We start from the raw sequence: 24,727 nt of genomic DNA on the forward strand, positions 1-24,727 counted from the left end.
ACATGATTAAAATTGAAAAGCTCACCAAAGCATTTGGTAAAAGCAAAGTAGTGGATCAGGCGAGTGCCTCGTTTATTAAAGGGGAAGTCACTTCCATCATTGGTCCAAATGGTGCTGGGAAAAGTACGCTGCTTTCCATGGCGAGTCGCCTTATGCAACGAGATGAAGGGCAGGTGTTCATCGATACAAAAGAGCTTGCCGAATGGGACACAAAAGAGCTCGCGAAACGTCTCGCTGTGTTGCGTCAGTCTAACAGTCTGAATATGCGTTTTACGGTTCGTGAGCTGGTCTGCTTTGGTCGATTCCCTCACAGCGGCGGCAAGCTGGACAAAGAAGATATTGCAGTGATCGAGAAATCCATTGGGTATCTGGACCTGACAGACATCCAGCACAAATACCTTGATGAGTTAAGTGGCGGGCAGCGTCAGTTGGCATTCATTGCCATGGTTGTCGCGCAGGATACCGATTACGTTTTTCTAGATGAGCCGCTGAACAATCTCGATATCAAGCATTCACTCCAGATCATGAAAAATATTCGCACGCTGGCGCATGAGCTAAATAAAGCTGTTGTCATAGTGATCCATGACATCAATTTTGCCTCTTGTTATTCCGACAACATCGTTGCGCTTAAAAAAGGCAGAGTTGAAGCGACAGGCACGGTCGCTGAAGTCGTTCGCTCCGAGGTGCTTTCAGACATCTACGAGACGGATTTCCAGATCCATGAAGTGAATGGACAGCGAATCTGTCTTTACTATCAATAATAAAACTAACTATCAGCCGTTGCTTCAGGGAACTGAAGAACACCAAAAGGATTCATTGATGACACAGATACTCACTATCAAGTCAAAATCGTTTGTTACCCCTTCTATGCTTCGCATTACTTTCGAAGGTGATTGCGTACAGAGCTTCGAAGACGATTTTGCTGGTGCCTACATAAAGCTGGAATTGACTCAGGACGGTCGCAGCTTTGTTGGCAGTGGAGCTTCACAAGAAGAGCAGTCACTGCGCACCTATTCCATTCGCCATTTAGATAAAGCCAAAAATCAAATTGATGTCGATTTTGTTATACACGGAAACAGCATAGAAGCTGGGCTTGCGTCTTACTGGGCGCAGCAGTCAGAAGTGGGAGACCGCCTTTCAGTTCGCGGTCCGGGCAGTATTAAGACAATCGAACCCGAAGCGCAGTGGTGTTTTATCGTAGCAGATATGACAGGAATACCAGCGGCTTCTACGGTGCTGGAAACACTAAAGGATAACCTGTCGGGTTACGCCGTTTTTGAAGTCAATACTAAAGAAGATATCCAGAATATTGATGCTCCGGAAGGCGTTGAGTTTCGCTGGGTTGTGAAAGGTGAAGGGCGTAATTTGGCTGAAGAAGTAGAAAGTTTGGAATGGAAAGAAGGCAAGCCGGGAGTCTGGTGTGCCACAGAATTTTCAACCATGAGACAGCTAAGAAAATATTTCCGTAACGAAAGAGAAGTGGAAAGAGACGAGATCTACATCAGCAGTTATTGGAAACAAGGACGTACAGAAGATCAGCACAAAATTGACAAACGAAAAGACGCTGAAGAACAGGCTAAATAAATCAACGTAATATTAAACTGAGCGCATTGATTTTACTTAGTAATAAGATGATAATGATTCTCATTATTGTGCAATTGGAAATGGATTATGTTTGACGCGGTCAATAGTTTTGAGCTTTCATCAGCCTTCGAAAACAGTACCAATGAAAAAGTGAATAAACTGCTATTGGTAGAGGATGACCCAGATCTTAACTCTCAACTTTCGGCACTGTTGTCCTCTCAACAGTATGAAGTGACAAGCTACGAATCTGGCTCAAAGGCATTAGAATGTCTGAAAACTCATTCGTTTGATTTGATTATTCTGGATGTCGATTTACCGGATGTCGATGGGTTTGAACTTTTGAATTATGTTCGCGAACATTCCAGTACGCCAGTGGTCATGCTTACAGCCTACGGAGCGGAAGAACACCGAATCCGTGGGCTTCGGTTTGGCGCAGACGACTACGTATCTAAACCTTGCAGTTTTACTGAGCTTTGCCTGCGTATTGAAGGCATTTTGCGAAGAACTCAATCTCCGGGTAAACCTATCAGCAGTACTTCCAAACTTGCTCACGAAGAACTTGTTTTAAACAAGTACACCCAAATCGTGACGGTGAACGCTAACGATGAACCCACAGACGTTCAGTTGACCCCAATTCAATTCAAGCTTCTCTGGACTTTGGCTCAAAATAAAGGTCATGTTCAGTCTAAGCCTTATCTCTATCAGGCGGTTTTAGACCGAGATTTCTGCCAATACGACAGAAGTCTGGACATGCACCTAAGCCGCATTCGTAAAAAGCTGGTGGCAGAGGGTATGCCAACAAGCCGCATTAAAACCGTTCACGGTAAAGGTTATCTGTTTGTATGAAGAAAGTGCTTTTCTGGCGCCTGTTTATCATTTTGTCTCTAGGCGTCGTCATTTTTTTCTCGTTGCTTCATAGCGTTGCAATTTTATCCGAAGAAAAAATGAGTTACCTCAAGCAATCACACCGAGATGAGATTCTGGCTTGGGGGAGCAAAGCACAGACTTTGGTCGACGAAAACAAGATAGAAGAACTTGATCGCTGGCTTAATGAGTTAGCAATTGAAGAAGATACCTGGGCGACACTGGTTCGCTCACAAGTGGATGTTATTGGTGGAAACCCCCTAAACCAACGTTTTTTCGATGGCTATGGAATAGGTCGAAATGTCGATTGGAAAATCCATCTTTATTTCCCCGATAACCCAATCATGGAAGTGGCACTTTCCCAGGGAAATTACCACTTCCTTATTATTCTTCCAGACCGGATGCGACCAGGAACTTATATGTCCCACGCGTTCTGGCTGTTCCGGTTTGTTATCCCGTTTGCCGCGTTACTTGCCTTGACTGTCTACATCTACCGGTACGTCATGAAGCCTTTGCAGCGTTTTCATAGCGCAACACAGGAGTTCAGCAAGGGAAATTTCAATGAGCGGATAGGTGGCACCAGAACCAATGACGAATTTGGTGAAATTGCCAAAACGTTTGACGAAATGGCAGAGCGCACTTCCACGCTTATCGAACATCATCGAAATCTTATCAGCGACATGTCACACGAAATTCGAACTCCCATCAGCCGAATAGAACTGGCTTTGAACTGTATCGAACGTGGAATAGACGTGAAAAGCATGTTTCACCGAATTGAGACTGAAGTTCGGAATATGCGACAACTGGCGGAAGATACACTCACTCTTGCCTGGATAGAGAATGAACGCCCGGATTTAAGAAGCGAGTCCTTTGATCTGGTGGAGCTGGTTGATTCCATCATCGATGACGCTTCTTTTGAATATCCCGACGCTAAAGTCACCGTATCCCTACCTGACAATCTGGTTTTGAACTTCTCAAGCCAAAGAGCACTTGGTCAGGCGATCGAAAACGTGATTCGCAACGGGCTTCGTTACACTCCGAAGCAGGGAGAGTTCCATGTGTCAGCAGAAGTACGGGATAAACATGTCGTGCTTAAGATTCGTGATTCAGGACCAGGCGTTCCAGACTCCATGCTTTCCCATATCTTTAAACCGTTTTTCAAGCTGAAACAGAAAAACAATGAGGGGAGAACTGGGTTTGGTGTCGGGTTGGCTCTGGCTAAGCGACACATTGAATCAGTTAAGGGAAAAATCACAGCAGTAAACAATGCAACAGATGGCCTAGAAATGATAATTTCATTGCCACATGATGCATAAGTGTTTGATATGTAACACTTGTAAAAGTAATTTACTCAATATGGATGGGTAAGCAGAATTCACGGCGATAATAGTTCTCATTACCAATGGAGTTAGCTGTGAACTCAATTCTCCCATTCAAACTGACGCCTGTTGCTAGCGCGTTACTACTTGTGTCAACAGTGAGCGTTGCTCAAGACGATATTGAAGTTATCGAAGTCAAAGGCAGTCAACTAACCAAAGTCGATATTAGCATTGACCAAAGTGCATTAGAAAATGCACAGGCGAACGATCTTAATGATGTGTTCCGCAGAGAATCCGAAGTCAGCGTTGGCGGTTCGTCATCGGTGTCTCAAAAAATATATGTTCGTGGTATTGAAGATACCATGTTGAACGTTAGCGTCGATGGCGCAGAACAGTCGGGTAACTTGTTTCACCATCAGGGTCGATTGGCTGTAGAGCCCGAATTGCTAAAGCAGGTAGACGTTAACGCCGGTGCCGGGCGTGCGACAGATGGTCCCGGAGCTTTAGGCGGCGCTGTTAAGTTCGTAACCAAAGATGCTCAGGATCTTCTGAAAGGAGATGAGCAGTTTGGCGGCAATGTAAAAGCCGGTTATTACAGCAACAATAGCGGTTACAAAACTTCCGCAAGCCTTTACGGCAAAGTGTCGGAAGATTGGGGACTGCTTGCCAGTGCCACATATAAAGACAGTAAAAACATCGTTGATGGAAACGGCGAAGAACAGCTATACAGCGGTTCAAAACAACAAATTGCGCTGTTGAAATTGTCAGGAAACCTGACTGACACGCAGAAGCTTTCTGTTAGTTATGACTACAACAGTGATGATGGCGAAAAGCTGAATCGCCCGCATTGGGTTCCGAGCAAAAAGAACGCTTCATTGCAACAGGAAACGGGTCGTAAGACGTTTACGCTTAACCATGAAATTGCGGTTAACAATTACGTAAACCTAGATACAACCTTGTATACCAATGAGCAGACCCTGACGCATAAAGATCATCCTCGTTGGGGAACAAGCGCCGCGAGCATGAACACGTTTGGTGGCAAAGTGTTTAATACAAGTGTAATCGGAGCACATACCCTGGTAGTGGGTGTCGATTACAAACAGGACAAAGCCAAGCTTGGTACTGGCGGAAAAGACAGCACGGAAAAAGGCACCGTTTATGGGGTGTTTGCTCAAAATGACTGGCAAGCAACCGAGCAGTTACTGCTGACTCTTGGCGCGCGTTACGACACTTACAAATTGGTTGATACGCAGGATTTGAGCTTCGACACTGCCGGATTTAGCCCGAATGTGGGTGCGACCTATACGGTTTTAGATGGTCTGGATGTGTTTGCCAGCTACGCAAAAGCATTCCGTGGTCAGCAAACGAAAGAGCTGTTTGTGCTGGATTACAGAAACAACGATCCAGAGCGTAAGCCAGAGAAGGCAACAAATGCCGAGGTAGGGCTTAAATATCACAACAATGGTTTCAGTGCCGGTATTACGCTGTTCGATAGCACGATTGAAGATGTGGTGAGCAACGAAGGCAAGGTGATGACCAACGTCGGTAAGCTGACCAATAAAGGCGCCAATGCTTACGCAGGTTATCAGCTTGGTGATGTGTCTGCCTATGTGAGCTACGCACAGTCAAGCCCTAAGCTGGACGGAGAACCGCTAACGGATGACAACATGACAGTTGGTACATCAGTTGGTGACACTTGGATACTGGATTTAGTGTACCAACCGCAAGATTCGATGGAATTTGGTTGGAACGCAAAATTGGTTGAGCGCTTGACGGAAACGGGCGACTCGCCAACCAAAAACGAAAAAGCGGGTTACGGAGTGCATGACTTGTATGCGCGCTGGATGCCACTTTCTGAAGAAGAACTAGCTTTGACCTTGTCGGTGAAGAACGTGTTTGACAAATACTACTTTGATCACGCCTCTTACTATGTTTATGGGGATAGCACCGTAGCACGTGGCTTTGCAAACGCTGGTCGAGACATCAGATTCAACGTGAGTTGGTCATTTTAGCCAACTTTTTAAAGCGAGCTAGGGTTAACAGGCCCTAAAAATAGTGAACTAAGGAAAAACAATGAAAACGACGCAAACTCTACTGAAAAGTGCGCTGATTGGATTGAGCGTATTGTTTGCCAGTGTAGCTACAGCAAAAACCATTACTGTAGAACATCAAATGGGTAAAACGACGCTAGAATCAAAGCCTCAAAATGTGGTGGTTTTAGGTCAGGATAGCTTAGATGTTTTGGACGCAATTGGTGTAGAACCAGTAGGTGTTGTTAAAGCACACCTACCTAGCTACCTGTCCAAGTACAAAGGCGACAAGTATAAGGCGGCGGGTTCATTGTTTGAGCCTAACTTCGAAGCTATTTACAACATGAAGCCAGACCTGATCATCGTCTCTAACCGTAGCTCAGGCTCAATGGAAGAGCTGTCAAAGATTGCTCCAACGGTTCTTTTCCTTGCTGACTCAAAAGATTACTGGGGTTCTACTCAGAAAGCTTGGCGCATGCTAGGTAAAATTTTCGAGAAAGAGCAAAAAGTTGAAGAACTGATTGCAAGTCAGGACAAGCAAATCCAGGCGCTGAAAGCGGCGAACCAAGATGGTGATTCTCGTGCTCTGGCTATCATTACTAGTGGCGGTAAAGTGGCTGCATTTGGTGTGGAATCCCGTTACGGTTACATCCATTCGCTATTTGGTTTCAAACAAGCGGCAGATGGTATCGAAGCGAAATCTCACGGTGAGCACATCAGCTATGAGTACATCTCTAAAGCAAACCCAGATGTTCTGATTGTACTTGACCGAGATGAAGCGATTGGCGCATCTCAGGGTGAAGCGAGAAAGCAACTTGATAACGCGCTTATCAAGAAGACTAACGCTTACAAAAACAACAAAATTACTTATCTGAATGCACCTGTTTGGTACATCACTGCTAGTGGTGTAACAGCGACTCAAATCATGATCGATGACATGAAGAGAGCGCACGCAGCTAAATAAATACTCAGGTAAGAAAAGTATAAAAAGGTCGCAGAATGCGACCTTTTTTATTTACTTTGACTTAAGCCTAAAACTGAACCACTGAGATTCGCTAGACTTTTGATTCTACCCGCTTTTGTAAATGATCAGTGTAGGAAAAGTTGATGGTTTCAGAAAAAGAAAAAATGCTTGCTGGTGAACTGTATCAGCCTTGGGATGACGAGATTCATTGTGAAAGAATTGCTTGTCGTCGCTGGTTACATCAATTGAACAATAGTTTACCCAACAGTGAAGAATGGCAAGATGCCATCGAGTCACTTCTGCCTCAGGCAAAAGGAGAGGTCTACCTGGAGCCGCCGTTTTATTGCGACTATGGAAGCAACATTCTGGTGGGAGAGAATTTCTACGCAAACTTCGGATGCACGATTCTGGACGCCAATAGAGTAGTGATTGGCGACAATGTAATGCTTGCTCCTAATGTTCAAATCTATACCGCAACACACCCACTTGATGTGAAGACTCGTGTCACCGAATGCCTGGAATATGCGGAACCAATAAACATTGGAGATAACGTCTGGATAGGCGGTGCAAGTGTGATCTGCCCGGGTGTCACTATTGGAGATAATAGCGTAATAGGAGCGGGTAGTGTGGTGACCAAGGACATTCCTGCCAACGTAGTTGCTGCGGGCAACCCCTGCAAGGTGATTCGTGAAATCGAACAATAAATAATAGGGAGCCGACTAAGCTCCCTGCTTCCCAAAATAGTGATTCAACCAGCCTGATATTCGTGCGCCCCAGGATGTTTTATCCTGATGTGGGTTATGGCTTTTGCCAATATAGAAGGCACGCATGCATTTCGTTCGAATGGCGTCTGGCTCTTCGTCAGTTACACCAGTCAATATTTCAGCCGTTCGGGCGGCATGATCGTTTGCGAGGCTGAAATCCATCTGCAGGTAACCCTGTAGCATCAACCAAACTTTGGTACAAACGGTCAATTCAGTTGGCAGTTCCACACGAAATTTTTGTGCGTGCTCTTTCCCAACAGAATCCTCGATGATTTCATTCATACTATGAAGAGCGTAGCTCTGGGTCTCCAGGCTACTTGCCAACTCCATTTGCGCTTTGGTGAGCGTACCAAGCGCCATGTCAGATGGGCGCTTGTCTGGATGAGTTTTACAAGCGTTTTCAAAGGTGGATTCCCAAGAAACCAGTAGTTTTTCCAATACACGCTGCTCATCCGCCGTCAATTCTAATGAAGACAAACCAGCTTCATCGAGCAGAGGTTTTAGCTCGCTCATTGCTTTGGCTCTTGCAGAGTTTCCCATGTGATTTCACAATCACCATTGTCTGCAGTAACAAAGACAGAATTCCCCGTTAGCATTACGGATAGATCCATCGTGCGGGTAACAAGCTCAGAGAGCGCGTCTATACCTTCCCAGTCAAATCGGGTGATGGTTGCATCTAGCATTCCAAATTTACCTTGGTTCTGCTCCCACCATATGTTTGACTTGGTATTGAAAGAGTAAACGTGAACCTGCTTTGCAAGACGACGAGACTTTTTCACTCGCTCTACATCAGGTTCGCCCACGTCAATCCACAGTTCAATTTGGTCGTCTAGGCTTTTCTTCCAAACGTCTGGTTCTTCAATAGTGGAAAGCCCTTTTGTAAATTCCAGACCTTCCTGAGCATTCAGGCAAAACGCGATGACGCGCGCCATCATTCGCTGAGCATTTTCAGACGGATGTTGGGCGATAGTCAGGTTCAGCGAGTCGTAGTGATCGCGATTCATGTCCGTCAGGTTGATACGGAATTTGTATATGGTTGGTTTAAGCGCCACGGCGGTAATCTTCTTAAGATGGGTATAAGGTTATATTACGTTATAACAAGCTGATTAGCTGAAAGAATGTAGGAAATTTGAAGCAGCGGGGCTTTGTCTGATTAAATTCCCGGCAGAAGAAGAGTAAATGTTGTACCAACACCCGGTTCACTGGCGACTTCAATGGAACCTTTATGGTTTTTGATGATTTCGTAACTAATAGATAACCCGAGCCCGGTTCCTTTTCCCACTTCCTTGGTGGTGAAAAATGGTTCAAATATATGAGCAAGATCGGAATGGTGTATGCCTTTCCCGGTATCTCTGACTGTCACCTTAACCCAATCTCCATCGCCCATATCAATAGGCTCAGTGATGACGGTTAATTCACCTTTATCTGGTGTTGCGTGTTTTGCGTTAACAAACAAATTAATAAACACCTGCTGCAACTGAGTAAATGAACCCTCAATATCTGGGATATCTTCCAGCGTTTTATTCAGAGTGAGCGAATGTTTGATTTCGCTGTTCACCACCTTTAGTGCCGTCTCAATGCAGTCATTCAAATCAATCGGCATAAACTGCCCGGTTCCTTTGTGAGACGCTTTTTTGAAGTTGTGAGATATTTCTTTAATCCTCTCCAGTCCTTGAGAGGTTTCGACAATAAGCTCTTTGATGTCGTCGGTCAGGTGATTGATGTCGATCTTTTCACGGTAAGCGAGGTAGGATTTGAATCCTTGTTCATCCTCCTGACTCTGAATGGCAAGCTGATCAAGAGCGACCAAATCCTCAATGTATTCAGACAGCAGCTTGATGTTAGAAAGGGCAAAGCTGACAGGGTTATTAATCTCGTGCGTGACCCCCGCAGCCAGTTGCCCTATGGCTGCCATCTTTTCGTTATGAACCATTTGCTGTTGCAGCTTGTTGACATTATCCAGGGTGTCTTCGAGCGACTGGAGGCTTTGAAACAGTTCACGTGACTTGCTCTCAAGCAAAGCCTCTGCTTCTCGCCTTATCTTTTTCTCCCTTAGGTAAGCTCGCTTATAGGATTCGAGCTCACTGTTTTTGTTGACGTCTTCTTCTTGCATCCGCGCACTCCTGTTTATATGAAGTACGCTAGCGTAGTGTTGTTATGGCGCTCGTAATCAATCAATCGACGAAGCATCGGCTCATTGATTTCGCTGCCTTTCGTCAACATGGCTGAACCGTTTGGCAGGATCACGTCCCGTTTCAGGATATCGCCTTCATTCAATTCGTTAACACCCACACAGTATTCAATTTCATGAACCCCATCCTGAGGACGGTTTTTAAGTACCTGAATAAACGCTTTTACTGCGTCTCTGTCGTAGATGGTGCCGGAATTGGTTTGCAGGAAATTCTGAGCGGCGAAAGGCGACTTGTGCAGCTTATTATTATCACCAGCTACCATGTAGTCGTAATCTTTAACCACTCGCAAAATCCGTGAAGCGATAGGAATGTCCTGCCCTTTGAGATGACCGGGATAACCTGTTCCATCGAAGTTCTCATCCTGATGTCGAACCAGAGATGCGATGCTGTGGAAGCGAGGCAATTCCGAGATCAAATCTGCACCCAATTCAGGATTTGATGATGGTGCAACATGGCTTTGCTGGTAGTTTTGACCCAAATTGACATCTTTATCTGCTCCGATAACGCCAAGCTTGTGCATGATCCCACACATGTAGGTTTGTTTGACCTGGGCTTCATCCAGTTCAAACAGCAGTGCAACCTGCTTGGATTGATAGGCGACCCGCTCGATATCTTGAGCGTTACAACCCGTTCGGAAAGAAATCAATCCAGTGATCAGCGAGAGTACGTCCCTAAACAGACCGGATCGGCTTTTAAGTGTATTTTTCAGCTTTAAGTTGGAGTCTTTCAGGGCTTCTGTCCGCAAGGCCACTTTCTCTTCCAGTGCCGTGTTGATCTGTGCCAGCTCATCGTTTTTATTGGCGAGCTCTTGTTGCAGACGATTTTTTTCTTCTTTTACACGGTAAAATTCAAGCGATTGTTGGAGGGTAAATCTGAGATTGTCATTATCCCAAGGTTTACTTAGATAGGTACTGACTCCACCGTCATTAATTGCACGTACCGTATCTTCCACATCGCTGTATCCGGTCAGCAATATGCGAACGGCTTCCGGTTGGATTTCTTTGGCGTATCCGAAGAAAGTCGCGCCATCCATGTCGGGCATTTTCATGTCCGAAACGATAATGGCAACTTCCTGAGCCTCTAGGTAAGAAAGCGCTTCACTCGGCTCAGTGAAGGGATGTATTTCAAAGTCGCGTCTTAAAACACGAGTCAGTGCTTTAAGAATATCTGCCTCATCATCAAGCAGAACTAGCTTTGGTTTGCTGAGTGTGTCAAGTACGTTGATGTCTTCCATGGCACCTCCAATTTAAGTTCTTACCCTGATTAATCAATTTGTATGCCAGACTGAGTGCTTATCAGTAATTGCCTTTTAAAACATTTGGTTAGGCTTAATTGTGTTCTTACTACTGGTAATTTCGTTTATTGAGAAACCCTTTGAATGTCTTCTTTTTCATATATCTACGGGAAATTTTTCATATTCGTTCTCATATTGCTTGTCTCTTTGAAATCAGCAGAAACTGCCTCTATCGGAAGCACTATGGTGAACGTAGAGCCTTGATGAAGCTGACTTTCTATTTCTATAGAGCCAGAATGCTGTTCAACGATATTGTGAGCGAGCGTAAGACCAAGCCCAGTACCATCACCGACTTTTCGGGTGGAATAAAAAGGGTCGAAGACTTGAGATATCTGGCTTGAAGCGATGCCTACACCGGTATCAGAGACTGCCACTTCGGCATTGTCGCCATTGATTCGGGTTTCGACAGTTACTGTGCCCTGAGATCGCCCTTGAACAGCCTGCAAGGCGTTTTTTAGTAAGGCGTTTACCGCTTGCTTTAACTCGGCATGGTGGCAGAGCAAGCGTGCGTTACTGCTGATTTCCGCCTGAATCTGTAAGTCGCTTTGATACTCGTATTTGATTTGTTCGACACACTGCTTAACGATGTCATCCAGGCTGGCTTCTGCTTGTGGTGAATCTTTTTGATAGAGTGAGTAGCTTTTTAAACCATGAACGATATCGCGCACCCTATGGGCATTCGCAAGGGCATCGTTGAGCGTGTCTGCGAAGTCACTTTCGATAAAACTCATGTCGTTTTTCTCTACCCATTGACTCAACGCTGTTTTCAACTGCTCTCTACGTTCTTCGTCTTTTTCATTGATAATGGTGAATTGAAGTGTGACCAGAGTTTTGTAGCAATCAAGGTATTCAAGAGAGGTTTGTAGATTGCTGTCTACTGTCCCTATCGGGTTGTTGATTTCGTGGGCGAAGCCTGCGGCCATGGTTCCGATAGATGCCATCTTTTCGCTTTGAACCAGTTTGCCCTGCATCTCTTTAAGCTGACGGTTGTTGCGAACTAAGTGTTCATTGTTGGCTTTTAACTCAGCAGTTCGGGACTTTACCGTAGCTTCAAGGGAGCTGTTCAAGGATTCGAGCTGCTCCTGGTAACTTCGGCTGGTTTCTTCGGATTTCCCTAACTGTGCCACCATGAAATTGAACGCTTGCGCTAAGTGAGAAATTTCGTCGTTTCCGGTGTCGTTAACCTTAATGTTTCTCTCGCCATGGGCTATCTTATCGGCTGCTTTTTCCAGATAAGTGAGCCGTTTGGTAAGAAAGGCGCCTAAGATGTACGAGAAAAGTGCAACCAGAGCCATTTCCCCCATGACAATAAAGAAACTCCATTTCTGAGCTTCTTTGATTTGCTTGTTCAGGGCGCTCATATCCAGACCTATCTGTACATCACCGTAAGTAATGCCAGCTTCCTGGATCGGATAGGCAACATCGAAAATGCCATCAGTGACCAGCTCCGCTTTCATTTCAGGCTTGGTATAGTTGTTAAGAAGCTCTTCATCTCCTAACGCAGCGAGTGTTTTTCCATTTTTGCCAAGGACTCTCACGTAAAGCAGGTCTGGATTGGTCATCAATTCTTGTGTGTACGCTTCAAGTGATGCCAAATCCCAGGAAAGGACGGCATCTTTTACGGTACTGGCAAACAAATTTGCTGTCGTTTCGGCGCGTTTGGTGAGCCCGTCGTAGTTGGTGCTTTTCAGGTAATCCAACGTAAGCGTAACCAGTAAAGCCAGTAAAACAGCTTCAATCAACGCGATACCAAAGATGGTTTTGAGCCGCAACGACATAAAAATCAGTTCTCCAACAAGTGGTCGAGAAGTTTGATTTCGAGTGATCGCACGTCATCCCAATCGCTGTCTTTAGCTTGTGTTATTCCTTTGAAATTGACGCTTTTTAATAGCACTTTCCCTTTCGGGTCTTCAGACATTTCCACCATGGCTTTAGAGATGCTTGCCAGTATTTCAGGATCGAGATCTGGAGAAGCAGCAAAAGCGTGAGGCGTGTATCCCGGAGTGTCCCAAAGTACTTTTAGCGATTCCCGTACTTCTGGTGCTGTGTTGTTAAATGTACGGTAGACACCACCGCCGGCGGGAAAGATTCCTTTAGAAACGGCGAGATATACGGAATCGTGAGAGGAAACGTAGTTGGGGGTGAAGTCTATACCGTCTTGGCTCATTTTTGCTCTGGGCAGTACGCTAGCGGCAAAAGCAGCAGGGGAAGGGAACGCGAGTTGTTGAGTGTTCAATTCAGCGAGTTTGGTAATGTCGCTGTCTTTGCGAACTATCATAATGCCTTTGATTTTCTTGTTGGTCTGCTTAGCAAAGGCATCGTAACCGGGCTTCTGACTGAACACGGTGTAGTGATAAGGGTTCATATAGGCGACATCGTACTCATCGTTGAGTAATCGCTTTTCGAAAGTTGGAATATCCTTAGCCGTGGCAAAGGTGATGTTGTGACCGGTCTTTTCGCTTAAATATAGGAAGATAGGTCCCCATTTAGCGGCGAGTTTTTTTGCTGACTGCTGCGGTACAATGCCAAAAGATACTTCTGCAGCTTGTCCGTAAATAGGCAACCCCAAAAGAGCCAATAGCAAACCCCGAGAAAAATTATTCATCATATTTCCTATCATTATTCCTAACCCACTAATAATAAAAGGATAGGACATAACCCTGACTTTGGAAATTTGAAGCGTTACACGTGTCACAGATTACCTCATTGTTCTCTTTCTAGCTCATTACGATCTACAGGCTCCAGCAGCCGCATGCTGTTTCCAGAATAATCTATTGATATGCAACACAAACAATTCAAAATACGAACAGTTGTGTCTTTGATTGATACCTTGATTCAGCAATACTGAGATGGTGTGCACAAAATAACACTTTGCGGCGTATGCATTTGCATCAAACTTTGCTGTTAGATCGAATGCCTTAACGCTTTGTAAAGATGACAAAAAGCACAATAAAAATTAGCAGGCTAGGATTCCAAGGAGCATGAATGGCAACAACAGAAAATCAGGAAAGTTTGTTTCAGTGGCAACGTGTTAAACGATTTAACTTTACGATCTGGACGGTATTAGGCGGTACTCTTCTGGCAAGAACCACTTATTTTATGGCCTGGCCGTATCTGATCGTCTTTCTTTATCAGGATTACAACGCTTCTGCATTGGAAGTGGGAAGCATGCTCGCCGCATCGGCGGTGGTGGGGGTGGTTTCTGGTCTCTATTCGGGTTATTTGTCTGACAAGTTTGGACGAAAATGGGTGATGATCTCAGGAAGCTTAATCGCGGTACTGGCGTATGGTGGAATAGGGGTTGCCAGTGAAATATGGCAGTTCTTTGTATTGTTGATGCTTTGTGGGTTGATGAGATCAATGATCGAAGCGCCAGCGAAAGCGGTTATAGGGGATAACCTGTCCAACGGGAAAGACAGAGAACTGGCTCTTAATATCCGTTATTTCGTACTGAATTTGGGTGGAGCAATTGGACCTTTAATTGGTATTTCACTGGCGTTAGCAGCACCTCAAAAATTGTTTCTGGTGACTGGTATTTCCTACCTGATTTTTGCTCTATGGCTATGGTTAAGCTTCGCCCGCTTCCCGGAAAAAAGAAACCAAGAAGACTGTGAAGTTCCTGATTTTAAAGCCACGATAAAAGTGATTGCGCGAGATAAGATTTTCCAGATTCTTCTTATTGCCAACCTGACTATGATGTTTGTTTACGCGCAATTAGAGTCTTCACTTCCACAAGTATTAGTTCGAAGTTCTGTTGCGGATGCCGCCACCCTAATTGCGAGCCTAGTTCTGGTTAACACCCTGACTATCATTGTGTTTCAATTCCCTATGCTTAAGCTGATGGAAAAAGTGCCTCTTTTCAAAAGAACACAAATCGGAATGGTATTGATGGGCGTGGGAATGGTTGGATTTATTGCTACTCCAGAAGATTGGGCGGTAGGCTGGGGGATGGCTTGCTTTACTATAAGCTTAGGCGAAGTCATTGCCTTCCCAACACTAAGTGTTCAGATAGACCAACTTGCGCCTGAGCATTTAAGGGGTTCTTACTTTGGAGCCGCTGCCCTTTATTCCCTAGGATTCGCAATCGCTCCTTTGGTTGGAGGAGCCATGCTCGACAAGCTTGATGCGGACTGGTTGTGGGCACTGTGCGGGTTGCTCTGTATGATCATGATTTGGTTATACAGGCTGGTAGAAGCAAGGACTGTAAAACAAGAAGACTTGCAAGAAACACTAGCAAACACCTGACAATCTGAGGTTTCTCTGCGTTACGATAGGGATATCGGACATTGAAAGAGAATATGCATGTATAAGATTTTTGCAGTTGTACTGATTGGGGTTGGCATCGCTATTGGCGTGGTATTTGGAGAAGACATCAAATCGGCAATAGAAGGCGACCCTTACGAAAATGCGAGGGAGTCAGTGGAAGATGCCGCTGGCAATCTTGCCGATAAGGCGGGTGATTTAATCGACAGCGCAAAAGATGCATTGGAATAAAGAAAGGGGCGAAAGCCCTAATGCCGATCAGCTAAGAATTTAGTCGGCATGTCTCCTACCAGTTTGTAAAAATCCGATAGACTCTGTTTATCGGATTTTTTATACGCGTTTCTCAAGCTCTCGACATCATTAATCGCTACAAACAAAGTTGAGACACTCGCTGATCTCCTAAAAAAACAGTGCCGCTCACCTAAGTGAACGGCATTAGAGTAAGAGCTTTCTTTAGTGTAGGGTGTTTACGTCGGTTTAACGACCGTGATTAATCTTCTTGTCGTAGAACTTTTGCCAGTAAAGATAACGCCGCTGCAAGCAATACAATGTCTTTTAAGAGGAATTGACCCGGTACGACAGAGATTGCTGGGAAGCCACCCAAGCTTGCTTCGGCGATTGGTGCGGTAAACAGAAAGCTTGTTGTAACGGCAAAGATAACCGTTGCACTAGCAGCACCGACAAGTGCAAACACACGATGTACTGGCGCGAGTAACAAAGCAACCGCGGTTGCTACTTCAATCAAACCGATGAGGTTAGAAGCACCTTGTAAGCTGAAGATACTGTATAACCAACTGGTCAGTGGGCTTGATGCCACAAGACCTTGGATTGCATTTGCTTCGTAGCTGGTAAACTTCATTGCCCCGATCCATGCTAGGACGATGATGATAGAAAAACGTACCGCGTGATCAGAAATGCTGGTCAATGACTGTGTGCCTGCTACTCGATGATTGATGGTGTTATTGATAGTTGTCATGGTCTTGTTCCTTATCATTTCTTTGTGCTATTTGGCGTTATTTGTGATGCCTTGGCGCTCTAATATCTGTTCAAAATCGCCACTTCTGATGCTGGCGACTAAATCATCGTTTCCACCTACATGGTGGTCACCGACAAAAATCTGTGGAACAGTTCGTCGTTGGCTGCGATTCTTCATCTCGTTTAGTCGCGTTGGGTTATCACTGACTTCAATTTCTCGATACGTTAAACCTAAACGCTTTAAAGTGTGTTTTGCGGCTTTGCAATGAGGGCAGTAGTGTTTGGTATAAATTTCGATTTTTGCCATGGTATTTCTCCACTTGTTGTCTGTAGGGTTAATTTAGCTGTTGCAGTAAATACTATCTATGCACGATAATCTTGATTTAATACACAGATCGTCTAGCTAACCTCTCATCCCGAGTTCAGGCTAGTTAAGGGAGGGGCTAAATATGGAAGTGATGAGCGACATGCTGCGCGCGATTCGTGTCGTCGGCAGCGTCTATTTTTGTAGTCAGGTGGAAGCGCCTTGGAGTAAAACCTTTAACGACCTAGAGCACGCCAGTTTTCATTTGATTCGACGAGGTGGTTGCTGGGCGATTATTGATGATCAAGTGGAACGATTGGAAGCGGGAGATTTGATCTTCTTAGGTCCAGGGCAAGACCACGTATTGTCGAGTCAATCTCCAGATAGAGATCAGCCTGACTTAGAAGAACCAACGCTGTTACTTTGTGGTTCTTTTAGCTATACGCGAACAGTAACGACGCCGTTATTGGAGGTCTTTCCTCGGGTGACGATAGTGCGTGATAAAGACTTAGCGCAATATCCTTGGTTGCGAAGCACATTCGATCAGTTGAGTTCAGAGTACCTATCTCAAGGACCAGGCTCAGAGCTTATCGTCAATAAGCTGACCGAAATTATCTTGGTCGAACTGATTCGAATTAACTTTGGTCGAGAGCAAAAAAGCCCGTTTTTAGAAGCGCTGAACGACAAACGTATTTCTCGTGCTCTGCAACTGTTGCATGACCATCCTGACAAGAGTTGGACGTTGGAGTTGGTCGCAGGCGAGATTGGCATGTCGCGTGCTGCGTTTGCTAGTCGCTTTTCCGCTTTGGTTGGACAACCGATGTTTGAATACTTAACTAATCTCAGGATGGGAAGGGCACAAGAACTATTGCGTGAGTCGTTGCTGTCGATTGATGACGTAGCTGAGCAAGTTGGCTATGAATCGGAGCGCGCTTTTACACTCACCTTTAAAAAGCACACAGGCACAACCCCCAAGCGCTTTAGAGCGCAACAATAACTGAGTATTGCTGGTACACAGATAACAAAAAAGGGGCGAAAGCCCCTTTATTTACCTGTCCCAGTAAGCCTCTTCAAGGCTGTCTTCACGCTCAGGGAGTGCGCGAGTCAGGCGAGGCGAGTGCTGTGTCAGTACCTCGTAACTTACACGGTTAGCGTACTTACAAATCTGCGACAGTGACGAATAGCTCAGATAATTCTGCTCATGCTTACTCGAATTTGGCACGTTAGACCGATGGTAGAGGTTAGCGGCCATATCGTGAAGCAAAGAAGAAAGCGCAGCGTCGCCAGCTCCGTTGGTGTTTTTAATTTCAAGAGGACCACCAAGATAAGGGGCGATGTGCGAATACACTTTCGTTGGGTGTTCGCATTGCGACTTTTTCATCGCACGGCTGAATTCATATTTATTGAACTCTGGAATATTGCCGGGTAGAAGTGGGAACGTCGTCTTACGTTTTGCGTGCTCGTCTGTGTATCCCGCCATATACAGTCCAACAGGACCTGCGGTACACAGAACTAAGTCTACCCACTCAAGCGCTTTGTCTGCGGCTAGCAGAGGATCTTTCTCACCCGTCAGGGCTTCGCCTTCGTCCTCGTTCATTGCAACAACAGTCACGTTCTCTTTCAGGTACTCCTGCCACCAGGTCTCATTACCTTCAATAACGTACTTCGTTCCAAGTGTCAGCACTACAGGTACATCGTATTTCTTCGCCATCTCTACAGCACGCTGAACAGCCATAGGCATTGGATCTGTAGGTTCGCCACGCATCAGGTACGAAGAAACAACCAGCGCCGCAGCTTTCTTGAATACCTTTTCAGGGATACTTTCTGGAGAAAGCTGGTTCATCTGACCAACGTTCAAAGCAAACGTACGTTCGCCATCGTCAGAAATCAGGGTATAGCAGCGACCAATTGGTCCATCTACTGTTTGCAGGTAGTTCAGATCCATTCTGGAAGAGGTGTTGCAGAGGTAGCGATAAGCGTAGGAACCCACCTCGATGTTCTTGCTCATCACGCCAAGAAGGACAGATTTGCTGTCGGCAAGAACAGAATAGTTGTGAAGCGTGTTGCCAATCGTATCGCCAGGATACTCATGGGTAATCAGGTTTTTCTCTGTTAGTTCGCGGTAAAGTGCGTCCGCTTTTTCTTCTTCTAAAACGAGGGAGTGACCTTTACTTAGATCGTATCGTTTCAGGAAGTCATCATCTACTCTCGCTTCAATATCCACAATGGTTTGACCAACACCAACGATCGTTGGACGGCTCAATTTAGGTGTTTGGCGAATTTGATTGACAAGTGGATCACGAGAATGGGTAGGGAAATAGTGTTTGGACTTGCGCTGACCGGGAAATTTCATGCTGTTTCAAGCGTAAATTGAAAAACGAAGCGCGGATTCTACACAACTTTGATTGGCTAAGCTACCAGTAAACGGTCTTTGCCCGAAGGATATTTCGGAACAAAGACCATTAAATCTTTATGCTTACTCTTCTGTTGCAGATGGTGTGACGTAGGCTTTTGTGCCCCATAGTGGCACCGTAGACAAGCTGTGTTTAAAGCTGCCTGTTGTTTCTTTAGTTGAGTAAGACAGGTACATCAGAGTTTGTGTCTTGGCATCATAAATTCGGCGGATCTTCATGCTTTTAAAGAAGATGCTTTTTGATTTTTTGAATACCACTTCACCGGATTTGGATTTGTCGATTTGCGCAATCATTTCAGGCGTAATGTCACCCGTCTGACGGCAGGAGATGGAACTGTCACTTGGATCCGCCAAGCTTAGGTCTGCCTCTATACTGGCAACATGGCAGGTCACGCCTGTTACAATAGGGTCAGCCCAAGTATTCAGTTTGATGTCTTTTAGAGTGAACCACCCAAGTCCCACATCACCCACTTCGTCACTGCTATCACAGGCAGTTAAACCCAAGGCAAGCAGAGGTACAATCGCAAGCTTTTTCAACATATTAAGTCCCAGATCTAATGATATCTTCTCAAGCTACAACAATATGATTGGAACTGCGAGCGATAAATGTGCAAAAGTGAGCGAGTTTACGATTCCGCGACGGTTGCTTTTACATATCTGTTCATAACGGGTTGAGGTAACAAACGCCTACCTGTATGCTTTCGATAGAGCGTTTCACCTTCTAAGCCATTGCTATTCAATAGGTTGTGATAATTGAGGATAAGGCAGTCCAGTTGACCATTCAAAACGATCAAATATTAAACCTCGTCACCCGCAAGAATGCGTGGTTGTCTTCTCAAGTCGATGTTGAGTTTCCTACCAAAGAGAGCATCGCTGGTCGAGAGCTGTATCGGACCAGTCAGTCAAACAAAAACTATTCTGAAGAGAAAGCAAGCGATTTTGAAGCAGTCGCGGATGAATTGTATATCGTGGACTTTCATCGTCTGACCATCTGTTTTGCTATGCTAAGCGCAAAGCATTGGGAGTCAGAAAGCGATCAGGCTTTAATGATTGAGTTTCTCACTCAAATTATTTTAGAACCCGACTTTCCAATTATTATTGCATTCAAGAATGGTGAACCAGTTGGATGCGCCTTATCAACGTTACATAATAATGAGATATTGATCTCAGACATATATTTAGAAGATTTTACTTCTGAGAAATATATAAATTTAGTTCAGCAACTAATTAATTTTATTAGCAATAATTTTGATGCTGAGAAATATTATGTAGAGCACCACAATTTTCATACTCAGGGCTAATAGACAGTCGTTTTCTTTATGTGATATGTTTCGCATTGTTCTGCAAATATATGTACGTAAATCTCTATGAGACGCTCTTTCTTAAACGCTATGCTTGTATACTGTGCCTGCCTGTTTACAGGGCAGGTCTACGCAAGCTTGTCTGAAGAAGTTTCATATAATCAGCCATATACAAACACTAGTGTCCACAACCCTCATATCCTTGTATTGCACTCTTACGACCCTTCATATGAATGGACCGCAGACATTCAGCGGGGGATCTCTTACGCCTTTCAAAACAGCAATACCGTTATCGCTCCTTCCATTGAGTACCTGGATACTAAGCGAAACCATCGGGATGATTATTTTGAAGACTTAAAAAAGTTTTTGGAAGTAAAGTATAAAGATTACTATTTTGATGGAATAATTATTACCGACGACAGAGCATTAAAATTCATGAATGAATTTAATAGTGAGCTGGTAAGAAATGTTCCGACAGTGGCCGTTGGTATTAACGACAGGCAAGCCAGTTTAAATTCAATAACGAATATAAATACAATTCTATACGAAGAAGATAATATATTAGAGAATTTAAAAATAATTATAAGAATAAGACCAAATATTAAAAAACTCTATCTACTTTCTGACAACAGCCTGACTTCTACCATAGTTCGCAACGAGATAAAAAAGCATTTCAATATATATCAGAATATACAACTGGTTGAATTGACGGCGGAAACACTGGAACAAGCTCGGAACGTGCTTGGTAACGCATCGAGTGAAGATGCTGTTTTGCTAACCCATTTCAATAGTGAAATTGAAGAGGGCGTTTTCCACAGTTACGACAAGATTGCGAGAAAGATTGCAGATTCCAGCGAAGCACCGGTATTTGTTCTTTGGGAGCACAATATAAAAGGTGACGTTTTAGGGGGGCGGGTGCAAGACCCATTTCTTCTGGGTGTAACCGCGGCTAAGCTTTTGGCGAAAGATGTCCCTCTCAACCTTTCAGAAGATTTGCCCAGTGCAAAACAGCACAGTGACATCTTCAACTTTCGGGCATTGAAACGTTTTGGTATCCCAGCCTATTCGTTGCCAACCAATGCATTCGTCATCAACAAGCCCTCATCATTCATAGAAGATAACCTCGAAATGCTGGTTTACTCCGGGACTATCATTTCGATACTTATCGTGATTATTGCTTTGCAGTCTGTTTCTATTCGTCAAAAAAAGGAGTTAGCGAATAAGAATCAAAAGATATTTGAATTACACGAGAAAACCCTGAAAGTTCAGAAAGATATGATCCATGTTTTAGGAGAAGCGATAGAATCGCGTTCGGGTGAGACGGGCAACCATGTTAAGCGGGTTGCCAAATTGTCTTCGTATCTGGCAAAGCTGTATGGCATGAACAAAGCCGATTGCGAACTGATAGAAGTGATTACACCCATGCACGATGTTGGCAAGATAGCTATTCCTGAATCCATTTTGGATAAACCGGGTAGGCTGAATGACAACGAATGGGAAGTAATGAAAACCCACACCATAAGTGGATTCAACCTGCTTAACTCTTCAGATGGCGATGTGATGGCGCTCGCGGCAATAGTCGCGCTAGAACATCATGAGCATTGGGATGGGAACGGATACCCCAATGGCAAAAAAGGCAGCGACATTCATATTTATGCACGTATCACCGCGATTGCAGACGTATTTGATGCACTTCTCAGCCGCCGAAGTTACAAGAGTGAATGGGATATTAGTAGTGTCACGGAATATTTTCTTGAGAAGCAGGGGAAACAATTTGACCCTGATTTAACTTCGTTACTTATTGAAAATATTGATGAATTTGTGAAAATTCGCCACGAACATCCCGACAATGTGGTGCGTCTGGAAAGAGCTATGTAGTCAACATTCCCACTTACACAAGAATAAGACAGAAAAATTCATAAGCATCGTGATCAAGATGCCACTTTGGATATAAATTCAGGCTGCTGCTAGCAGATTTCGTTTTCTCAGCTTTCCAAAGAAGCGTTGCTGTACAACACTCAAATTTCCCTCAATTGACTTGGGTGTAATATGGATAAAATACGTTGCGTGATTTTTGATTGTGAAGGAACGCTGGTCGACAGTGAAGTGTTGTGCTGTCAGGCGATCGTTGATGTATTTGCTCATTTCAATAAAAACATCAGTTTAGAAGATTGTCTGAATCACTTTCAGGGGGGAAAACCCGCAGATATTCTTGCCGAGACTTGCCACAGACTGAATTGCAATCTCTCTTTGGATTTGCTTGAACCACTCTATCGAGACAGAAAACAAGTCCTATACGAAGCACAGCTTAAGCCGATCAAAGGGGCCAACTATTTGTTGAGCCAGCTTCAGCAATTGGGCATTGGTGTTTGTATCGCCTCTAATAGCGAGAGCGATAAAATTAAACATGCGCTTCGATTAACAGGGCTAAACAGCTATTTCCGCAATGCCATTTATAGCGCATTCGATGCAAACAGCTGGAAGCCAGAACCAGATCTTCTGCTTTATACCGCCTTGAATATGGGCGTGTCACCCAAGGAATGCATCTATGTTGATGATACTTTGAAAGGGGTAGAAGCAGGGATAAGAGCCGGTATGACAACCTATTACTACCGCCCTAATCAGCCTGAGTACCAAGTCGATCATGAAGCGGTGCATACAATTTCAAATATTGAAGAGATTCTGTTTAACTTTGAACAGAAAACATCGGAGCTCAAACTTAACTTTTCGGCTTCTTAAATCGACAGTCTCGGAATGCAAAGACTCAAAATTAAAAAAGGCACCTGATTATAGGTGCCTTTCTTGTATCTGAAATCTGAATTTATTAGTGAACGGTTTCGTGGGTTTCAGGCTCTGGTGTGGTGTCCTTTGTGACTTTGCCACAATGTTCACATATCAGGACCTTGCCGTTTTCTGAAATCAAGAAATCTTCGCTTCCACAATTTGGGCATGAGCATGCAGGTTTTTTGTCACACCGGATCGGTGCGAAAGAAACGAATTTAAACGGCATATCAACCTCTCAAAAACTGGAAGTAACTTCACATAAAATAATTCTGGTTGCACTTAACCGCTTATCGCAACAACGTTTTTGAATATAGCAGTCACATATTTAGAAAGCCATTTGGGTTTTCGATATGTTACCAGATTCATTTGGAACTGCGCCAAGATTCAAATTTTTGACATATAAGTGTTAAAAAACACAAATTTGGCTTGAAAACTGAAATAGTATTTCAAGCCTATGTGATCATTATCTAACCAATGGATGCTAATAATCCGAAAGAGATGAGGAACTGGGTCGCAATAATGGTGATACCGGCAATCATACAGATTGCAAGGCTTGCAGAGCCACCAGCAACTACATACGTTGATTTTGATGAGTGAATTTTTCTCGCCGTATGAGCCATTTTGACAGGTAGAAATACAGCCAGTATGACCAAGGCAATCGCTGCGTAACCCAATGCCATGATAAACCCTTGAGGGTAGAAAAGTGCAAATGCCATAGGTGGAACAAAAGTAATCAACGCTGTTTTAACTCTGGAATCCTTAGTGTGCTTTTTCAGGCTGTCTCCCAGAAATTCAAACAAACCCAGACTCACACCTAGAAAGGAAGTCAGCAACGCAAGGTCGGCAAAGACTGAAATAGCATTTTGTACAGATCCAGATTGAACAGTTGAAGACAGTGCCTGCATGAACCCAGCCAGACCATCTTGAGCGTTCAGTTCATCCTGACTTAGTACTCCCAGTGTTGACACCTGCCAGAGAACATAAAGTAAAAGAGGTAAGGAAGAACCAAGGATCAGTGCGATTCTTAAACCCTTTATGTCTTTATCAAGGTATTTGACGACGGCTGGAATACTGCCGTGAAAGCCAAATGAGGTAAAGATGACTGGTAAAGCAGAAATGATCAGCGCTTGCTGTACAGGCATGTTAACCAGGTAACCAGAGTTTATCCCCGGAGCAAGCACATAAAGCGTAATACCCATCGCGAGAATTTTTATCGTAAACAGGACACGATTGATTTTATCTACTGAAGAGGTGCCTAAAGTAACCGCGCCAGCAACTAAAGCTGTAAAAATGACGGTGGACACAGTCGGGCTGATTTCAATGTCCATGAGGGATGACAGCCTCTGGTGGAACTGCTCTCCGCCACCAGCAATATAGGCAGCGCAAAGTGCGTAAAAAAGGAAAAGCATGGCAAAGGTTGCCACCCATTTCCCTTTTTTCCCTAAAAATTGCTGTGCCAATGTATGCAGCGTGGCATCTGCATCGGCATGTTGGTGAACCTCAAGCATAAGCAGGGCGGTATACACCATTAACAGCCAAATCCCTAACATGATCATTAAAGACGTAATAAAACCAATTCCTGCTGAAGCAAGTGGCAAGGCGAGCATTCCCGCGCCAATAGTGGTTCCAGCGATGATAAGTGTGCTGCCAAAGACTTTAGATTTATGAGTGTTCAT

At 44.4% G+C, this 24,727-nt stretch carries 24 protein-coding genes; 13 read left to right on the forward strand and 11 right to left on the reverse strand.

Translation table 11 applies throughout. From position 1 onward, the window contains the following. The first annotated feature begins 2 nt into the window (after nt 1-2). From vctC to QMG91_RS22480, 7 genes are all read left to right on the forward strand, one after another. Entirely contained in the window at nt 3-761 is a 759-nt protein-coding gene (gene vctC, locus QMG91_RS22450) for an iron chelate ABC transporter ATP-binding protein VctC (protein WP_281870355.1), read from the forward strand. 58 nt (nt 762-819) lie between these two features. Next, entirely contained in the window at nt 820-1,584 is a 765-nt protein-coding gene (locus tag QMG91_RS22455; RefSeq protein WP_281832402.1) for a siderophore-interacting protein, read from the forward strand. An 87-nt stretch (nt 1,585-1,671) separates the two neighbouring features. Then, nucleotides 1,672-2,430: a response regulator transcription factor gene (locus tag QMG91_RS22460; RefSeq protein WP_004398893.1), complete on the forward strand. Its 759-nt coding sequence runs from the start codon at nt 1,672-1,674 to the stop codon at nt 2,428-2,430. Continuing rightward, a complete protein-coding gene (locus tag QMG91_RS22465) occupies nt 2,427-3,764 on the forward strand; it encodes a sensor histidine kinase (RefSeq protein WP_022561251.1) in 1,338 nt (445 codons plus the stop codon). The genes QMG91_RS22460 and QMG91_RS22465 overlap by 4 nt, the downstream gene beginning before the upstream one ends. Before the next feature lie 98 nt (nt 3,765-3,862). Next, nucleotides 3,863-5,779 (forward strand): TonB-dependent receptor domain-containing protein, encoded by a 1,917-nt coding sequence (locus QMG91_RS22470; RefSeq protein WP_281832406.1) that lies wholly within the window; start codon nt 3,863-3,865, stop codon nt 5,777-5,779. 61 nt (nt 5,780-5,840) lie between these two features. Then, nucleotides 5,841-6,761 carry a siderophore ABC transporter substrate-binding protein gene (locus QMG91_RS22475; RefSeq protein ID WP_004398899.1) on the forward strand — a complete coding sequence of 307 codons (921 nt, stop codon included), beginning with the start codon at nt 5,841-5,843 and terminating at the stop codon, nt 6,759-6,761. 143 nt (nt 6,762-6,904) lie between these two features. After that, nucleotides 6,905-7,465 (forward strand): sugar O-acetyltransferase, encoded by a 561-nt coding sequence (locus tag QMG91_RS22480; protein WP_281832409.1) that lies wholly within the window; start codon nt 6,905-6,907, stop codon nt 7,463-7,465. Nucleotides 7,466-7,480: 15 nt separating this feature from the next. On the opposite strand, the gene QMG91_RS22485 is transcribed toward QMG91_RS22480, so the two are convergent. The 6 genes from QMG91_RS22485 to QMG91_RS22510 all read right to left on the reverse strand — a co-directional run bounded on the left by QMG91_RS22485 (nt 7,481) and on the right by QMG91_RS22510 (nt 13,616). Then, nucleotides 7,481-8,038, reverse strand: coding sequence for a hypothetical protein (locus QMG91_RS22485; RefSeq protein ID WP_281832411.1), 558 nt, complete (start codon nt 8,036-8,038; stop codon nt 7,481-7,483). Continuing rightward, nucleotides 8,035-8,577, reverse strand: coding sequence for a YaeQ family protein (locus QMG91_RS22490; RefSeq protein WP_022597468.1), 543 nt, complete (start codon nt 8,575-8,577; stop codon nt 8,035-8,037). The genes QMG91_RS22485 and QMG91_RS22490 overlap by 4 nt, the downstream gene beginning before the upstream one ends. 101 nt (nt 8,578-8,678) lie before the next feature. Beyond that, on the reverse strand, nt 8,679-9,638 hold the full coding sequence (locus tag QMG91_RS22495; protein WP_004398910.1) for a sensor histidine kinase: 960 nt from the start codon (nt 9,636-9,638) through the stop codon (nt 8,679-8,681). A gap of 14 nt (nt 9,639-9,652) precedes the next feature. Further along, complete coding sequence (locus tag QMG91_RS22500) at nt 9,653-10,951, reverse strand: HD domain-containing phosphohydrolase (RefSeq protein WP_022592541.1); 1,299 nt, start codon at nt 10,949-10,951, stop codon at nt 9,653-9,655. A gap of 164 nt (nt 10,952-11,115) precedes the next feature. Then, entirely contained in the window at nt 11,116-12,789 is a 1,674-nt protein-coding gene (locus QMG91_RS22505) for an ATP-binding protein (protein WP_281832415.1), read from the reverse strand. 5 nt (nt 12,790-12,794) lie between these two features. Then, a complete protein-coding gene (locus tag QMG91_RS22510) occupies nt 12,795-13,616 on the reverse strand; it encodes a phosphate/phosphite/phosphonate ABC transporter substrate-binding protein (RefSeq protein WP_281832706.1) in 822 nt (273 codons plus the stop codon). A 380-nt stretch (nt 13,617-13,996) separates the two neighbouring features. Here QMG91_RS22510 and QMG91_RS22515 point away from each other — a divergent pair, with 380 nt between their 5' ends. Together QMG91_RS22515 and QMG91_RS22520 are read left to right on the forward strand one after the other, a co-directional pair. Next, the gene (locus QMG91_RS22515) at nt 13,997-15,256 is read left to right on the forward strand and encodes an MDR family MFS transporter (protein WP_281832417.1); all 1,260 of its coding nucleotides are present in this window, start codon (nt 13,997-13,999) and stop codon (nt 15,254-15,256) included. A 57-nt stretch (nt 15,257-15,313) separates the two neighbouring features. Further along, nucleotides 15,314-15,505: a hypothetical protein gene (locus QMG91_RS22520; RefSeq protein WP_022592538.1), complete on the forward strand. Its 192-nt coding sequence runs from the start codon at nt 15,314-15,316 to the stop codon at nt 15,503-15,505. Nucleotides 15,506-15,764: 259 nt separating this feature from the next. Here QMG91_RS22520 and QMG91_RS22525 read toward each other — a convergent pair whose 3' ends face one another. Together QMG91_RS22525 and grxC are read right to left on the reverse strand one after the other, a co-directional pair. Then, nucleotides 15,765-16,250, reverse strand: coding sequence for a YkgB family protein (locus tag QMG91_RS22525; protein WP_281832419.1), 486 nt, complete (start codon nt 16,248-16,250; stop codon nt 15,765-15,767). A gap of 27 nt (nt 16,251-16,277) precedes the next feature. Next, entirely contained in the window at nt 16,278-16,556 is a 279-nt protein-coding gene (gene grxC / locus QMG91_RS22530; protein WP_281832421.1) for a glutaredoxin 3, read from the reverse strand. A gap of 142 nt (nt 16,557-16,698) precedes the next feature. On the opposite strand from grxC, the gene QMG91_RS22535 reads away from it, so the two are divergent. Beyond that, nucleotides 16,699-17,550 (forward strand): AraC family transcriptional regulator, encoded by an 852-nt coding sequence (locus tag QMG91_RS22535; RefSeq protein WP_281832423.1) that lies wholly within the window; start codon nt 16,699-16,701, stop codon nt 17,548-17,550. Nucleotides 17,551-17,601: 51 nt separating this feature from the next. Here the strand turns inward: QMG91_RS22535 and QMG91_RS22540 are convergent, their stop codons facing one another. Further along, nucleotides 17,602-18,906 (reverse strand): inosine/guanosine kinase, encoded by a 1,305-nt coding sequence (locus QMG91_RS22540; protein WP_004401711.1) that lies wholly within the window; start codon nt 18,904-18,906, stop codon nt 17,602-17,604. A 123-nt stretch (nt 18,907-19,029) separates the two neighbouring features. Further along, nucleotides 19,030-19,506 carry a CreA family protein gene (locus QMG91_RS22545; protein WP_004401713.1) on the reverse strand — a complete coding sequence of 159 codons (477 nt, stop codon included), beginning with the start codon at nt 19,504-19,506 and terminating at the stop codon, nt 19,030-19,032. A gap of 233 nt (nt 19,507-19,739) precedes the next feature. On the opposite strand from QMG91_RS22545, the gene QMG91_RS22550 reads away from it, so the two are divergent. The 3 genes from QMG91_RS22550 to QMG91_RS22560 all read left to right on the forward strand — a co-directional run bounded on the left by QMG91_RS22550 (nt 19,740) and on the right by QMG91_RS22560 (nt 23,006). Next, nucleotides 19,740-20,267 (forward strand): hypothetical protein, encoded by a 528-nt coding sequence (locus QMG91_RS22550; RefSeq protein WP_281832425.1) that lies wholly within the window; start codon nt 19,740-19,742, stop codon nt 20,265-20,267. Between the two features lie 138 nt (nt 20,268-20,405). Beyond that, nucleotides 20,406-22,145: an HD domain-containing phosphohydrolase gene (locus QMG91_RS22555; protein ID WP_281870357.1), complete on the forward strand. Its 1,740-nt coding sequence runs from the start codon at nt 20,406-20,408 to the stop codon at nt 22,143-22,145. A gap of 171 nt (nt 22,146-22,316) precedes the next feature. After that, nucleotides 22,317-23,006: an HAD-IA family hydrolase gene (locus QMG91_RS22560; RefSeq protein WP_004401716.1), complete on the forward strand. Its 690-nt coding sequence runs from the start codon at nt 22,317-22,319 to the stop codon at nt 23,004-23,006. A gap of 512 nt (nt 23,007-23,518) precedes the next feature. Here QMG91_RS22560 and QMG91_RS22565 read toward each other — a convergent pair. After that, nucleotides 23,519-24,727, reverse strand: a complete 1,209-nt coding sequence (locus QMG91_RS22565; RefSeq protein WP_281832429.1) for an aromatic amino acid transport family protein — start codon at nt 24,725-24,727, stop codon at nt 23,519-23,521.

Source organism: Vibrio nigripulchritudo, assembly GCF_027924785.1.
Taxonomy (GTDB): domain Bacteria; phylum Pseudomonadota; class Gammaproteobacteria; order Enterobacterales; family Vibrionaceae; genus Vibrio; species Vibrio nigripulchritudo.